We start from the raw sequence: 15,061 nt of genomic DNA on the forward strand, positions 1-15,061 counted from the left end.
CTTTTCCGATGCGTGCTTTCTCTTTCGTCCGGCTCTTGCCGTGGCTGTTGCCGGTTTCCGGCGTCTTCGCTCAATCCAGGGCGGTAACGCCCGTAGCGGCGCTGGGGCCGCTGACGGTGGAGAAAATAATGCGCGACCAGGCGCAGTGGCTGGGCTCGGCCCCCGGCGCTATTGCCTGGAGTGAAGACAGCAAGCGGATCTACTTCACCTGGAACCCCGAAAAGGCCCGCCGCGACTCCCTATACGTGACCACGCCCTCGGGCGGGGTGCCGCGCAAAGTGAGCGTAGCCGAGCAGCGCAGCTTGCCGGCCACCGCGGGCGAATACGACCAGCCCTACGCCCGCAAGGTGTACGAGAAGAATGGCGACATCTTTTTGCTCGACCTCAAAACCGGCCGTACCCGGCGCGTGACCAACACCGCGGACCGCGAAACCGACCCGGCGTTTGCCCTGCGGGGGCAGCTGATCAGCTACACCCGCGCCAACAACCTCTACACCTGGGACCCGGCTACCGGCGAAACCACGCAGCGCACCGATTTCCGCCGGGGCAGCAGGCCGGCCGGCACTCAGCCCACCGACCAGGCGGAGAAATTCCTGCGGGCCCAGCAGCTGGCGTTGTTTCAGGTGATCCGCCAAAAGGACCAGGACGCCAAAGCCCGGGCCCAGGCGCAGCAAGCCGTGGCCCGGCTCAGTCCCAAAGCTATTTATCTGGGCCCGAAAACCGTGGAAGGCATGCAGCTCAGCCCCGACGGCCGGTTCGTGACCTACCGGCTGGTGCAGGATCCGGCCAGCGATAAAACGGCCATCGTACCCAACTTCGTAACGGCTTCGGGCTTCACGGAGGATATTTCGACTCGTACCAAAGTGGGCGCGCCGCAGAAAGCTTACGAAATGGGCCTCTACGACATCGGCCGCGACACCACGTTTGCCTTAGGCTACAAAGATCTGCAGGGCCTCGACGAGCAGCCCGCCTACCGCAAGGAATACAAGCTCACCCCCAGGGCGCCCGCGCCGGCTGATTCGGCTAAAGCAGCACTGGCCAGGAAGCAGGAAAAGCCGGCCACCGAGCTGCGCCGGGTGGTCCCCTACGGGCCGTTCTGGTCGGCCGACGGGCAGCGGGCTTTCCTGGTGGTGCGCTCCGCCGACAACAAGGACCGCTGGATTGTAGGCCTGGACCCCGCCACGCAGAAAATCAGCCTGCTCGACCGGCAGCACGACGACGCCTGGATCAACGGGCCCGGCATCGGCTACGACGAAGGCAACGTAGGCTGGCTGCCGGACTCGCGCCGGGTATGGTTTCAGAGCGAAGAAACCGGCTATTCGCACCTCTACACCGTGGACGTGACCACCGGCCGCAAAAAGGCCCTGACCAGCGGCAGGTTTGAGGTGCAGAAGGCCCAGCTCAGCCGCGACCGGAAAACCTGGTACCTCTCGGCCAACAAAACGCACCCCGGCGAGCAGCACTTCTACCGCCTGCCGGTCGAAGGCGGCCCGCTGACGCAAATCACCACTATGCCGGGGGCCAGTGAAGTCACGCTGTCGCCGGACGAGAAAACCCTGGCCGTGCGCTACAGTACTTCCACCAAACCCTGGGAGCTGTACGTGATGCCCAACAAGCCCGGGGCCCAGGCCCGCGCCCTCACCCACAGCACCACGCCCGAGTTTGAAAGCTACGCCTGGCGGGAGCCCGAAATCATCACCATCAAAGCCCGCGACGGGGCCGACGTGTATGCCCGCCTGTACCGGCCCACTACGGCCGTGGCGCAGGGGCCGGCCGTGGTGTTCGTGCACGGGGCCGGCTATCTGCAGAATGCTCATAAGTGGTGGAGCCAGTATTCCCGCGAGTACATGTTCAACAACCTGCTGGTGGAGCAGGGCTACACGGTCCTGGATATCGACTACCGGGGCTCGAGTGGCTACGGCCGCGACGTCCGCACGGGCATCTACCGCGCCATGGGCGGCAAAGACCTCACCGACCACGTCGACGGGGCCAAGCTGCTGGTAGATAAGTACGGCGTGAGTCCGCGGCGCATCGGCATCTACGGGGGCTCTTACGGGGGCTTCATCACGCTGATGGCCATGTTCACCCAGCCCGACGTGTTCCGGGCCGGGGCCGCCCTGCGCTCCGTAACCGACTGGGCGCACTACAACCACGGCTACACCGACAACATTCTCAACGAACCCTACAACGACTCCCTGGCCTACGTCCGCTCGTCGCCGATTTACTATGCCGAAGGTTTGAAAGGGGCCCTGCTCATGTGCCACGGCATGGTCGACGTGAACGTGCATTTTCAGGACATCGTGCGCCTCAGCCAGCGCCTTATCGAGCTGCACAAGGACAACTGGGAGCTGGCCGTGTATCCGGTGGAAGACCACGGCTTCGTGGAGCCCAGCTCCTGGACCGACGAGTACAAGCGGATTCTGAAGCTGTTCGATACCAATCTGAAACCTGCTGAAAGCCCCCGATCCGGTAGCAGTAGCCAGTAGGGCAGCCGCAATGGGCACCCGGCCGGTACCCGGGGCATTACTAAGGTCCTTTCCCTTTTTCAGTTAGCTTTGCGGCCCTGTTCCGACGTTCGTCAGGGCAGGGCAGGGGCTACCGGCCTCTCGCGTACTTCTACCTTACAAGCTGATGCCCTACCTGTTCACTTCAGAATCCGTTTCGGAAGGCCACCCCGATAAAGTAGCCGACCAGATTTCCGATGCCATCCTCGACGAGTATCTGCGCCAGGACCCCGCCTCTAAAGTCGCCTGCGAAACCCTGGTTACCACCGATTTCGCCATGGTAGCCGGGGAAATCAAGTCCAAAGCCCACGTCGATGCCGAGCCCATTGTCCGGGGCGTCATCAGCCGCATCGGCTACAACAAGCCGGAGTATCTGTTCAACGCCGATACCTGCGAGGTAATGAACCGCCTGCACGAGCAGTCCCCCGACATTAACCAGGGCGTGGTGCGCGCCAGTGACGAAGAGCAGGGGGCCGGCGACCAGGGTATGATGTTCGGCTACGCCACCCGCGAAACGGCCAACTATATGCCCCTGGCCCTCGACCTCTCGCATCGTCTGCTCGATGAGCTGGCCAAAATCCGCAAGGCCGGCCAGGAAATGACGTACCTGCGTCCCGACGCCAAAAGCCAGGTGACCATCCGCTACGCCGACGACAACACGCCCGAAGGCATCGACACCATCGTGGTCAGCACCCAGCACGACGAGTTTGACGAGTCGGAGGAGAAGATGCTGGCGCAGATTTCGGAAGATATCCGCCACATTCTGGTGCCCCGCGTGAAGGCCGGTCTCGATGCGGCCACCCAGCGCCTGTTCACCGACCAGATCACCTACCACATCAACCCGACCGGCAAGTTCGTCATCGGGGGGCCCCACGGGGACTCGGGCCTCACCGGCCGCAAAATCATCGTGGACACCTACGGCGGCAAGGGGGCCCACGGCGGAGGAGCCTTCTCGGGGAAGGATTCCTCTAAGGTAGACCGCTCCGCGGCGTACGCTACCCGCCATATCGCCAAAAACCTGGTTGCGGCCGGCGTGGCCGATCAGGCCCTGGTGCAGGTGGCCTACGCTATTGGCGTGGCCCAGCCCGTGGGCTTGTACGTGACGACCTATGGCACCACCAAAGCCAAGCGCCCGAATGGTCAGATACTCACCGACGGCGAAATTGCCGATAAAGTGAACAAGCTGTTCGATATGCGGCCGTACGCTATTGTACAACGCTTCGGGCTGCGCAACCCTATCTTCGCCGAGTCGGCAGCCTATGGGCACATGGGCCGGCCCCCGGGTACCAAAGAAGTGAAAATGGGCAATGGCGAAACCAAAACCTTCGAGACCTTTACCTGGGAGAAGCTCGATTACGTGGACAGAATCAAAGCGGAGTTCAGCCTGTAATATCAATTCTGATTAAACCAAAAAAGCGCTCTTCCAAGCAGGAAGGGCGCTTTTTTGGTTTATGATTCGATGAGTCTCAATGACTCATGACTTTCTCTTTGTGCTTCGTGATCTGGCGGCGCAGGTTCTCGGCGGCGGCATCAGTGGCGGCTTCAAACGAAGCGGCATCTTCCTGGCTGAACAAGGTAGTCCCGGGGATGAAGAGCTTAATCTCGACCGTCTTATTGTCGATGCCGTCTTTGTTATTCAGTTTCAGAATCACTTCCCCGTTGGTTACACGGTCGTAAAACGTTTCGAGCTTATCGAGACGCTTCTGGATGAAGTCAAGTAGTTTTTGGTCGGCGTCAAAGTGTACCGAATGCATCTGTACTTTCATCGGTCGTAGGGGTTTGGGGTAGAAAAAAGGAAAACACTCAACTAGTCAGGCCTTGGGATGGGCCTTCTCAAATACGGCTTTCAATTTGTCAATCGACAAGTGGGTGTACACCTGCGTGGCCGCCAGGTTAGCGTGGCCCAGCAGCTCTTTGATAGCGTTCAGATCAGCTCCTTTGTTCAGCAGATGCGTGGCGAAGGAGTGACGCAGCACGTGGGGGTGCTGTTGGGACGTAGCGGTCGTGATTTGGCTCAGATAGTGCTTCACGGTGCGATACACGAACTTTTCGTAGAGCGGTTCGAGCTTATCTGTAACGAGGAGCGCCCCCCGGGCGTTGTCGGAGCCGCCAAATTCGCCCCGTTTGAGGGCTATATAGCGTTCCAGCACTATGAGCAGGGTAGGGTTCAGCGGGACCAAGCGCTGCTTGTTGCCTTTGCCCGTTACGCGCACCGTGCGGCCCGTCAGGCTCAGGTCGTCGTGGCCAATGCCGATCAGCTCCGACAAACGGATGCCGGTACCGTAAAGTAATTCCAGAATCAGCTGATCGCGGCGGCCCGCCAGCGTATCCGGGAACTCGAAGGAGTTGAGCAGGCCATTCAGGGAATCCTCCGGCACGAAGTCAGGCAGCTTCTTGGTCACCTTCGGCGACCTGATGCGCAGCATGGGGTTGCGGCCGATGACGTTGGTGCGGAGCAGAAACTTAAAGTAGGAGCGCAGGCAGGCAATCTTGCGGTTCACCGTGCGCGGGTCCAGCGGCTGCTGCATCAGCGTGACCACCCACGAGCGGATCAGCGTATGGTCGGCCTGGGCCGGATTTTCTAGCTCATACGCGGTTTTGAGGTAGTCCGTGAACTGCCTCAGGTCGGTCTGGTACGAAAGCACGGTGTGGGGGCTGTAGCGCCGCTCGAACCGCAGATAATCAAAAAATAACTCCATACTGACAAGGGCCCGCGACTAAGGGCGGGTATCCAATGTAGGGAATTAAATCGGAAAGGTAAGACGCGAAAAAACCGGCTGATTCGCTTGAAAAAGCAATTCAGCCGGTGGGCAATCTTCGCCGGAAGCTACGGATTAGTAGTTCTCCGTAGCGTACATCGTCTGCTTATAAACAGCTTTGATTTTCTGCTTACGCTTGGTAATGGAAGGCTTCTGGAAGAAAGTGCGACGACGCAGTTCCTTCAGAACGCCGGTGCGCTCAAATTTCTTTTTGAAACGCTTCAGGGCACGGTCAACCGACTCGTTATCCTTAATCTGGACGATGATCATATGCTCAGTAAAATTGAAAAGTCTTCTTTTAGGGGTTGCAAAGGTAATCACTGATTCAATTGATCATACTGATTGCCCTGATTTTTTTGTTCAAAGGTCTAAGAAATAACTCCTTCAACCGCCCGGACCGGGCAAAAATCAGCGCAATCAGTATGATCAGCGCAGATCAGTGATTTATTTCAGTAAGTTCCGGGCAATAACCAGCTTCTGAATCTCGGAAGTGCCTTCGCCGATGGTGCAAAGCTTGGCATCGCGGTAATATTTCTCGGCCGGATAGTCCTTGGTGTAGCCGTAGCCGCCAAAAATCTGCACGCCTTCGTTGGCGCAGCGCACGCACACCTCCGAGGCATACAGCTTGGCCATGGCCGATTCCTGGGTCACGTTCAGGCCTCGGTCCTTCATATCGGCGGCGCGGTAGGTGAGGAGCGAAGCCGCCTCGATTTCGGTGGCCATATCCGCCAGCTTGAAGCTGATGCCCTGAAAGCTCGAAATCGGCTTATTGAACTGGTGACGCTCCTGCGAATAAGCCAGCGCGGCCTCGAAAGCCCCCTGGGCAATGCCCAGCGACAGCGCCGCAATGGAAATCCGGCCGCCGTCCAGTACTTTCATCGACTGAATGAAGCCGTCGCCGACTTTGCCCAGGATATTCTCTTTCGGTACGCGGCAGTCCGTGAAAATAAGCTCGGTCGTTTCGGAAGCGCGCATGCCCAGCTTGTCCTCCTTGCGGCCGTGGGTGAAGCCTTCGGTGGGCTTTTCAAGCACGAAGGCCGTCATGCCGTGGGAGTCGCCGACTTTGCCGGTACGGGCAATAACCACGGCGATGCTGCTGCTCTTGCCGTGGGTGATGAAGTTCTTGGCGCCGTTGAGCACGTAAAAGTCGCCGTCTTCCACGGCTACGGTGCGCATGTTGCCGGCATCGGAACCCGTATTGGGTTCAGTCAGCCCCCAGGCCCCGATCCATTCGGCCGAAGCCAGCTTAGGCAGCCACTTGCGTTTCTGCTCCTCGGAGCCGAACTGTAGAATATGGCCGGTGCAGAGGGAGTTGTGGGCCGCCATGCTCAGGCCAATGCTGCCATCAATTTTGGACAACTCAGCAATAGCCGTCACGTATTCGACGTAGCCAAAGCCTGCCCCGCCGTATTCCTGGGGAACCAGCACGCCCATCAGGCCCAACTCACCCAATTTTTTGAATACTTCGATAGGAAATTCCTGGCTCTCGTCCCACTTCATCATGTCGGGCTTGATGTGGGTGGCGCCGAAGTCGCGCACCATCTGGGCAATCATGGTTTGGTTCTCGGTGGCTACTAATTCCATGGAAACTGGGGGATTGGGTGGGAAGGAAGATTGGCAGGAAAAACCAGGATGGTCCGGTTTTGGGTCTGCGAAAGTACGGCTTTGCCGCCAGACAAGCCAGCTTTACTCCGGGCTGGCGGGGCTTCAATTTTGAAAGGGCCCGCCAATTCGGTTACTTTGAAGGTTTTTTAGGGGAAAATGTTCGGTTTTATACCGTCTTTTCTGATACATTCTGTACTTAGCCCCCGGCTTTTCCAGCCTGCATGCAACAACCTGCTCTCTCCCGCTTTCTGCGCCTCTGGCTGCTTTGGGTGCCGTTCGCGGTGCTGTTTTCTTCCTGCGCTTCGTCCCGGTATTATCAGCAAAGTATCATGTTTCAGACTCCCACGGGAGTGGGCATTGATACGATGAAGCTCCGGGCGGCCGTGAACCGTACGGCCCGCAATTATCTGATTCAACCCAACGACTACCTGCGGGTGCAGGTCTACACCAACAAGGGGGAGCGGATTCTGGACCCCAACGGGGAACTGAAGTTTGGCCCGCCCGGCTCCACGAGCAGCGGCACCTCAACCCCCGGCACCAGCCGCATGAGTCAGGCCCTGCAGAGCATGCAGAGCATGCAGGGAGGCCAGTCGGGCCAGGGTAGCGGACAGCCAGCCACCACTTCGATGGCTGCCGACGAGTTTCTGGTGCAAAGCAACGGCAAGGTAAAGCTGCCCATGGTTGACATCGTCAGCGTGGCGGGCCTGTCGCTGCTGCAGGCTGATAGTGTGCTGCAGGTGCGCTACAGTGCTTATTACAAGGACGTGTTTGTATCTACCCACGTTACCAACAACCGCGTCTTCGTGCTCGGTCATATCGGGGGGCGCATTGTGCCGCTGACCAACGACAATACTAACCTGCTGGAAGTGCTGGCCCTGATCGGGGGCCTGAGCAACAACGGCGGCAATAATAACAACAACAATAATAGCACGGCCGGGGCGCTCAGCGGCGGCCGCGCATACAATATCCGGTTGATTCGGGGTGACCTGAAAAATCCACAAGTCCAGGTAATTGACCTGTCCACGATTGAGGGAATGCGCCGCGCCAATCTGCAGGTTGAGCCCAACGACGTAGTCTACATTGAACCGATAAATCGTCCGTTCTTCCAGGCACTATCCGATGCCAGTTCGGTGTTTGGCCTTATTGGTGGCTTAACCAGCTTGGTTACGACGCTTTATCTGATTCAGAGACTTTAATAATTGCTTGAAATTGGTTGGGAGCGGGCAGGGCCAACAGCATGCCGCGCTTTAAAACCAACTTGCTAACGACCGAATGGCAAACGAAAACGCTGAACTGGAAGCCTTGATTCGCAATGCGGGCGGGGGAGATACAGATGCTGAAGATGAAGAAGGCGGCGGACTTGATATCACAACGCTCCTGCTGGTCGCACGCCGTAGTCTGATCTGGATTGCCTTGCTCATCGCGTTGGGGTTGACGGCTTCGTGGCTGTTTTTGCGCTATACCAAGCCGGTTTACAAATCGACCTCCCTGCTCAAGATCGATGAGAAAACCGAGGCGGGTGCGCTGGGGTTGAGTGGGGCCCTCGGTCAGGGGCTGAAGGAGCAACAGAGTATAAGTCAGCTTTCCGGCGAGGTTGAACTGATCAAGTCCAACATCATCTACCGCCGGCTGAAATACTCCCTGGAGCTGGATGTAAATTACTATGTGGAGGGTAACGTGCTGGAGAGTGAGCTTTACGGTACCTCGCCTTTTGAAGTACAATACCAAATTAAGGATCCGGTTCTGTACAATACCAAATTCAATTTGGTATTCATGGGTTCCCAGCAGATCCGCCTGAGCTATCTGTATCAGGGGCAGGAAAAAACCGGTGAATTTACTTTAGGACAGCAGATTACCCTGCCCGGAATGCAGCTGCGCATCACCGCCACGCCGCGGTTGAATGCGGAAACCCGGGACCTGAAATACCATTTCCTGGTAAATGATGACGCCGGGCTGAATGCCTATCTGAGTAATAATTTGAGTGTTGAAATTGTAAATGCCGACGCCAATACCATTCAGATAGCCTTCACCGACTTTAACCCGGCCAAGGCCCAGGATATCGTCAATAAGATTGACACGGTGTACCTGCAGGAAAAGCTGGCCAAGAAGCAGCAGGCTACGGCCCAGACCCTGCAGTTTCTGGAAAAAACCCTCTCGGAAAATCGTACGCAGCTGCAGAACGCCGAAGAAAACCTGCAGTCGTTCGTGCGCATTAACAAGACCTATGACGTGCGCTCCGACGTGACGGCCATCATCACGAAGCTGGCTACGCAGGAAGAGGAACGCCAGAAGCTGGCCGATAAAGCCCGCCTGCTGAGCGAGGTGACGCGGCTGGTGGAGCAGGAACGCCTTATTGCCAGCGACGAAGCTACCCTGGAGGAAAGTATCCCGGGCTTGGCTATTCTCGAAGATGCGCCCCTTACCCAACAGTTGGGGGAACTCAATAACCTGCAGCGCAATCTGCGGCGCGTGCTTCGTTCCTATACGCCGGCCACTGAAGCGGTTCAGGCGCAGCAATCGGCTGTTGCCTTTTTGAAGAATAGTGTCCGGCGTCAGCTCCAGCAAAACCGGCAACTGTTGCAAAAACAGCTGGCGCAGATGAACCAGCAGCAGGCGGCCTTTAATTCGGAGTTGCAGACACTACCGCAAAAGGAAACCGAGCTGGCCCGCCTGAAACGCCCATTTGGGTTGTACGAGAAAACGTACCTCATGCTGATGGATAAAATCGTGGAGTTCAACATGGCCAAAGCGGGTACGACGGCCGACTTTCAGATTTTGTCGCCGGCCAGCCGGCCCGGGGCGCCAATTTCACCCGTGCGACTGATGATTTATTCTATCGGGCTGGCTACCGGTATCGTTCTGGGTTTGCTGCTGATAGCCGTACGGTTCCTGATGCACAACACGGTGACTAACGTGCGGGAACTGGAGCGGTCGACTGCCGCATCGGTGCTGGGCGTGATTCCGACCTATGACAAGGAGAAAATGACCGTGTCGAAGCTGGTGGTAGATAAAAGCCCTAAATCAGCTATTTCGGAGTCGATCCGCTCCATTCGTACCAACCTGGACTTTATCAGTTCGGCCAAGAAAAAGCGGCTGATATCGGTCACGTCGACTATTTCGGGGGAGGGCAAAACGTTCGTTACGGTCAATTTGGGCGGAATCATCGCCCTTTCAGGCCAGCGAGTCGTGATTCTGGATCTGGACATGCGCAAGCCTAAAGTGAATCTGGCGTTTGGAACCGAAAATATTAAGGGGATCAGCACCATTCTTATTGAAAAACATACCGTGCTGGAATGCGTGCAGCACACCAGCATCCCAACGCTGGATTTTATCTCGGCTGGCCCCACTCCCCCCAACCCATCGGAACTGATCCTTAACCCAAAGTTCGATGAGATGCTCAACGAACTCTACGAACACTACGATGTGATTCTGATTGATACTCCGCCGGTGGGACTTGTTACAGATGGAATTCTCATCATGAGGAAGGCCGATATCCCCGTTTATATCGTCCGGGCCAACTACTCCAAGAAAACTTTCCTGAAGAACATCAACAAGCTGATGCGGGCCAATAATTTCACCCGGTTGTGCGCTATTCTCAATGATGCCAATGCCAGTGGCGTGTACGGCTACGGCTACGGCTACGGCTATGGCTACGGCTATGGCTATGGCCAGGGCTACTACGAGGAAACCAAACCAACGGGCAGCGCCTTGTCCCGCCTGCGCAAGCGGTTTACCTGATTTTCCGGCTTTCTTTCCTTACGCGTGGCGTCATTCTTTCAGAAGCTTTTTGGCGGCGCTAATGCTTCCACTTCCATCGATCCGGCCGCTCTGGCCGTGCTTGGGGCGGATATGCACTCCCACGTGCTACCCGGGCTCGACGATGGCGCCGAAACCGTAGAGCAGTCAGTGGCGCTACTCCGGGCCCTGCAAAGCATGGGCTACCGCAAGCTTATTATGACGCCCCACATCATGGGCGACTTCTATAAGAACACTCCCACTGGAATCCGGGCCGCCCTGGCCCAACTGCAGGTAGCGGCCACGGCTGGCGGAGTAACCGGTCTGCAGCTGGAATGTGCCGCCGAATACTACCTCGATGAGTGGCTGCAGCAGAAGATTGATAGCGAGGAGCCTTTGCTCAGCTTTGGCGGCGACAAGAAGTACGTCCTCTTCGAGACGTCTTACATCAACGAGCCGTTCAACTTCCGCGAAGTCGTTTTCAACCTCAAGTCGGCGGGCTACCAGCCGGTGCTGGCGCACCCGGAGCGGTATACGTATTTCTACGGGCGTTTTCAGGAGCTGGAAAAGGTGCGCGAGGATGGGGTGCTGCTGCAGCTAAATCTGAACTCGCTGTGTGGCTACTATTCGCCGGGGGCCCGGAAAATAGCCGAACGACTGGTCGATGCGGGCCTGGTGGATATGGTTGGGACCGATGCGCACAACCTCAAGCATACCGAAACCCTCCGCCTGAAAGTGTTCCCAACCGACTACCTGCGGAAGGTGCTGGCGCTGCCGCTGTTGAATACCAGTTTATAGCGTCTGGGGGCCTCAGAGTCGTGGTTTCGGCTGTTAAAAACCAAGTCCCCAAACTCCAAGCTCCCCAAAGAATGATTTTCGTTACCGGCGGCAGCGGCCTTATTGGCAGGTTTCTGATTCCAGCGCTGGTAGCGCAGGGTTATGCGGTGCGGGCTTTATACCGCACCCGGATTCCGCAGCTTCCGGTAACCGGGAAAGTGGAATGGGTCGAGGGCGACCTGCGCGACACGCTGGCGCTGCAGGCGGCCATGCTGGGTATCACGCACGTATTTCACTGCGCCGGTCTGGTTTCCTACGCTCCCCAGGATGAAGATGCGCTGTTGCAAACTAATGTCGAAGGCACGGCGGCCATCGTGGATGCCTGTTTGGCGCAGCCGGGGGTACGGTTGTGCTATGTGTCATCGGTAGCGGCGCTGGGCACGCTAGTGAAGCAAGCCGGCAGTACTGCTCCTGCCTTGGTGGACGAACAGGCCAAGTGGGACCTGGGGGCTGAACACCCCGCCTACGCCACGTCGAAGTATCTGGGTGAGCTGGAAGTGTGGCGCGGCGTAACGGAAGGTCTGGCCGCCGTGATGGTGAATCCATCGGTGGTGCTGGGCCCCGGCGACTGGAACCGAAGCAGCACGCGGCTGTTCCGGTACGCCTACCAGGAACACGCTTTCTACACCCCGGGAAATCTGAACGTCGTCGACGTACGCGATGTAATAGAGGCCATGATGACGCTGACGCTGCATACCACAATTTCCGGGGAGCGGTTTGTCCTGAGTGCCGGAGCCGTGCCACTGGCCGATTTCCTGGGGCAGGCTGCCGCTTGCTTCGGCAAAAAGCCGCCTTCGGTAGCTGTTCCCAACTGGGCCGCGGAGGTGATCTGGCGACTGGAGCATGGCCGCTCCCTGCTCACCGGCGCCCGACCCCTTATCACCAGGGACACCGCCCGGGCCGGCCGTCATCCCGTGGAGTATGGGGCTGGAAAGGTGCAGCAGGCTATTGGCCTGACGTTCCGGCCCCTGGCCGAAACAATTCAGTGGTGTTGCGCCGGCCTGCGTCCGAACTACCCGGCATCCGGTGCGGTTGTTGTACCTTAGGACACTTACCGGCGGTGTGCCCTACCCTTGATTTAATACCCGTAGAGCCTGCCTTTTTGGCGGCTGTGCGCCGATTGTAGCAGCATGAGAATGAACGAGAATTTTGAGGACCAAAACGAGGTAATGGACATCGTGCGCCGCTTTGAGCGTATGCTGGCCAACAACGAGCCCGTGTTTTTTGATCTGGCTGACTTCGAGAATATTATCGACCATTACACTACCAACACGCAGTATGAGCAGGCCTTACGGGCGTGCGAAGCGGCCATTGCGCAATATCCCTTCTCCACTGAGCTGCTCATCGACCGCTCCCAGGTGCTGGCCATGAAGGGCGAGTACAGTGCCGCGGCCCAACAGATTGAAGACGTAGCTCAGCTCGATCCTGACAACCCGGACGTAGCCGTCACCCGGGGGATCATTGCCACCCAGAAAGGGGAGTTCTCGGAAGCCGTAGCCTATTTTCAACAGGCGGCGGAGCGCGCCCCCGACCGCGACGATATCTACTTTAACCTGGGGCTGGCTTACCAGAGCTGGCAGAAGTTTAAAAGCGCCGCCAAATTCTACAAGCAAAGCCTGCGTCTGAACCCCGACAATGAAGTAGCGGTCCAGGAGCTGCTGTATTGTCTGGAGGTAAGTGAGCGGCTGGAGAAGAATCTGGAGTTCTTCCGCCGCTTTACGGATGAAGACCCGTATTCCGTTATTGCCTGGTACAATCTGGGGCAGGCCTACTTCCGGACGGGTAAATATGCCGAAGCCGAAGCGGCGTTTGAGTACGCCATTCTCATCGATGCTGAATTTTACGAGGCGCACAGCTTCCTGGCCAGCACGTACGTGAGCCAGGAGAAGTACCGCGAAGCTATCCTGGAGTTTCACCTGAGCTACGAGCCCGGCACGCCTACCTCGGAGGCGCTCTGCAACATCGGGGAATGCTACGAGAAGCTGGCGGAGTGGGACCAGGCGCGGAAGAACTACCAGAAAGCCATTGACCTCGACCAGACCATGGACGAGGCCTGGTTTGGTATCGGCGTAGTGCTCAACGCGCAGGAGCGCTGGTTCGAGGCCATTCATTTCTTCCGCAAAGCCACGGAGCTCTACGACGAAAGTCCCGAGTACTGGCTGGCCCTGGCGGCGGCCGAATACCAGCTGGGCAATGTAATCAGCGCCATCGAGGCCTACGACAAAGCCACCCAGGTAGCCCCCGACAACAAGGATGCCTGGCTGAACTGGAGCATCATCCTCTACGAGCAGGGCAACTTCGACGGGGCCATCGACCTGATGACCAACGCCATGGAGATTCAGCCCGGCGAAGCGGAGCTGCACTATCGGCTTTGTGCCTACCTGTTGGCCGCGGGCCGCTACCGCGAAGCGTATCAGAACCTGGAAAATGCCCTGGTACTTGATTTTGACAAGCACCGGCTGCTCTTCGAATACTTTCCCGAGCTGGAGTCCCAACGCGCCTTGGCCCGGCTGATTGACCAGTACCGGAAGTAGGGACTTGGGGTCCGGGGGACTTAGGGTCTGGGTTGTTGTTCTGACAAAACTTGTAGAACGGCACCCAAGACCCTAAGTCCCCCGGACCCCAAGTCCCTTTTTACTACTTACAAAATTCGGGCGTACTTTTGCCGCATTGCTCCGGGCGCCCGGCACGAAAATCCAGCGCCCAAGTCCCTAAGACCCTAAGACCCCAGGAATGAATTATACCCTCAACAATCTTCCCGAGCGCACTGCCAAACCCCGCGAGCAAGGCTACACCATGGTCATGGATAAAGGCCTTAGTATCCGCGAAGTCGAAGACTTCCTGGAAGTAGGCACCCCGTATACCGACATCGTGAAGCTGGGCTGGGCCACTTCCTTCGTAACGCCCAACCTGAAGCGTAAGCTGGCCGTGTATAAGGAAGCGGGTATCCCGGTGTATTTCGGTGGAACCCTGTTTGAGGCCTTCATCATCCGCAATCAGTTCGATGATTACCGCCGGCTGCTGGAAGAGTACGGGATGGAGTATGCCGAAGTGTCCGACGGCTCCATCGATCTGGTCCACGACCGCAAGCTGGACTATATCCGCACGCTCTCGGAGCAGGTAAAGGTGCTGAGTGAGGTAGGGTCGAAGGACGCGGAGAAAATCATTCCCCCCTACAAGTGGATTTCGCAAATGAAAACCGAGCTGGAAGCCGGGGCCATCAAGGTGATTGGCGAAGCCCGCGAAGCCGGCAACGTGGGCCTGTTCCGCAGCACCGGCGAGGTGCGCTCCGGCCTGGTAGAAGAAATTCTGACCCAGATTCCGGCGGAGAAGATTCTGTGGGAAGCGCCGCAGAAGTCGCAGCAGGTGTGGTTTATCAAGATGATGGGCGCCAACGTAAACCTGGGCAATATTGCCCCCAACGAAATAGTTAGCCTCGAAACCATCCGCCTGGGTTTGCGCGGCGACACGTTCACGCACTTCCTGGATATGGACACCGTGGACGAGATGTTCAAGCCCGAGGCCAAGACCGGCAAGCCCGGCACCTCCATGCCGCGGGGCTAGGCGGTGTCGGGGCGCGGCCCGTTTGCGGTTGTCGTGCCTTACGCCATAAGCTTTCCC

At 57.8% G+C, this 15,061-nt stretch carries 12 protein-coding genes; 8 read left to right on the forward strand and 4 right to left on the reverse strand.

Annotated elements, in window-relative coordinates; genetic code table 11:
- The first annotated feature begins 8 nt into the window (after positions 1–8).
- Both ABD833_RS14825 and metK read left to right on the forward strand, forming a co-directional pair.
- Positions 9–2,486: a S9 family peptidase gene (locus tag ABD833_RS14825; protein WP_345074026.1), complete on the forward strand. Its 2,478-nt coding sequence runs from the start codon at positions 9–11 to the stop codon at positions 2,484–2,486.
- Between the two features lie 145 nt (positions 2,487–2,631).
- A complete protein-coding gene (gene metK, locus ABD833_RS14830; RefSeq protein WP_345074027.1) occupies positions 2,632–3,894 on the forward strand; it encodes a methionine adenosyltransferase in 1,263 nt (420 codons plus the stop codon).
- A gap of 76 nt (positions 3,895–3,970) precedes the next feature.
- Here the strand turns inward: metK and hpf are convergent, their stop codons facing one another.
- The 4 genes from hpf to ABD833_RS14850 all read right to left on the reverse strand — a co-directional run bounded on the left by hpf (position 3,971) and on the right by ABD833_RS14850 (position 6,847).
- The gene (hpf, locus tag ABD833_RS14835) at positions 3,971–4,270 is read right to left on the reverse strand and encodes a ribosome hibernation-promoting factor, HPF/YfiA family (RefSeq protein ID WP_345074029.1); all 300 of its coding nucleotides are present in this window, start codon (positions 4,268–4,270) and stop codon (positions 3,971–3,973) included.
- A 45-nt stretch (positions 4,271–4,315) separates the two neighbouring features.
- The gene (locus tag ABD833_RS14840) at positions 4,316–5,203 is read right to left on the reverse strand and encodes a tyrosine-type recombinase/integrase (RefSeq protein WP_345074030.1); all 888 of its coding nucleotides are present in this window, start codon (positions 5,201–5,203) and stop codon (positions 4,316–4,318) included.
- Positions 5,204–5,338: 135 nt separating this feature from the next.
- Entirely contained in the window at positions 5,339–5,533 is a 195-nt protein-coding gene (gene rpsU / locus ABD833_RS14845) for a 30S ribosomal protein S21 (RefSeq protein WP_073107232.1), read from the reverse strand.
- 174 nt (positions 5,534–5,707) lie between these two features.
- Positions 5,708–6,847 carry an acyl-CoA dehydrogenase gene (locus ABD833_RS14850; protein WP_345074031.1) on the reverse strand — a complete coding sequence of 380 codons (1,140 nt, stop codon included), beginning with the start codon at positions 6,845–6,847 and terminating at the stop codon, positions 5,708–5,710.
- A gap of 242 nt (positions 6,848–7,089) precedes the next feature.
- Between ABD833_RS14850 and ABD833_RS14855 the strand changes: the two genes are divergently transcribed.
- The 6 genes from ABD833_RS14855 (at position 7,090) to ABD833_RS14880 (ending at position 15,004) form a co-directional block, all read left to right on the forward strand.
- Positions 7,090–8,064, forward strand: coding sequence for a polysaccharide biosynthesis/export family protein (locus ABD833_RS14855; protein WP_345074033.1), 975 nt, complete (start codon positions 7,090–7,092; stop codon positions 8,062–8,064).
- Positions 8,065–8,140: 76 nt separating this feature from the next.
- Positions 8,141–10,606 (forward strand): GumC family protein, encoded by a 2,466-nt coding sequence (locus ABD833_RS14860; protein WP_345074034.1) that lies wholly within the window; start codon positions 8,141–8,143, stop codon positions 10,604–10,606.
- 24 nt (positions 10,607–10,630) lie between these two features.
- On the forward strand, positions 10,631–11,401 hold the full coding sequence (locus ABD833_RS14865; protein WP_345074036.1) for a tyrosine-protein phosphatase: 771 nt from the start codon (positions 10,631–10,633) through the stop codon (positions 11,399–11,401).
- Positions 11,402–11,472: 71 nt separating this feature from the next.
- Entirely contained in the window at positions 11,473–12,486 is a 1,014-nt protein-coding gene (locus tag ABD833_RS14870; protein ID WP_345074037.1) for an NAD-dependent epimerase/dehydratase family protein, read from the forward strand.
- 90 nt (positions 12,487–12,576) lie between these two features.
- Complete coding sequence (locus ABD833_RS14875; RefSeq protein WP_345074039.1) at positions 12,577–13,974, forward strand: tetratricopeptide repeat protein; 1,398 nt, start codon at positions 12,577–12,579, stop codon at positions 13,972–13,974.
- Positions 13,975–14,173: 199 nt separating this feature from the next.
- On the forward strand, positions 14,174–15,004 hold the full coding sequence (locus ABD833_RS14880) for a phosphosulfolactate synthase (protein ID WP_345074041.1): 831 nt from the start codon (positions 14,174–14,176) through the stop codon (positions 15,002–15,004).
- Positions 15,005–15,061 lie beyond the last annotated feature (57 nt).

It is taken from the genome of Hymenobacter fastidiosus, assembly GCF_039539565.1.
In the GTDB taxonomy this organism is placed as follows: domain Bacteria; phylum Bacteroidota; class Bacteroidia; order Cytophagales; family Hymenobacteraceae; genus Hymenobacter; species Hymenobacter fastidiosus.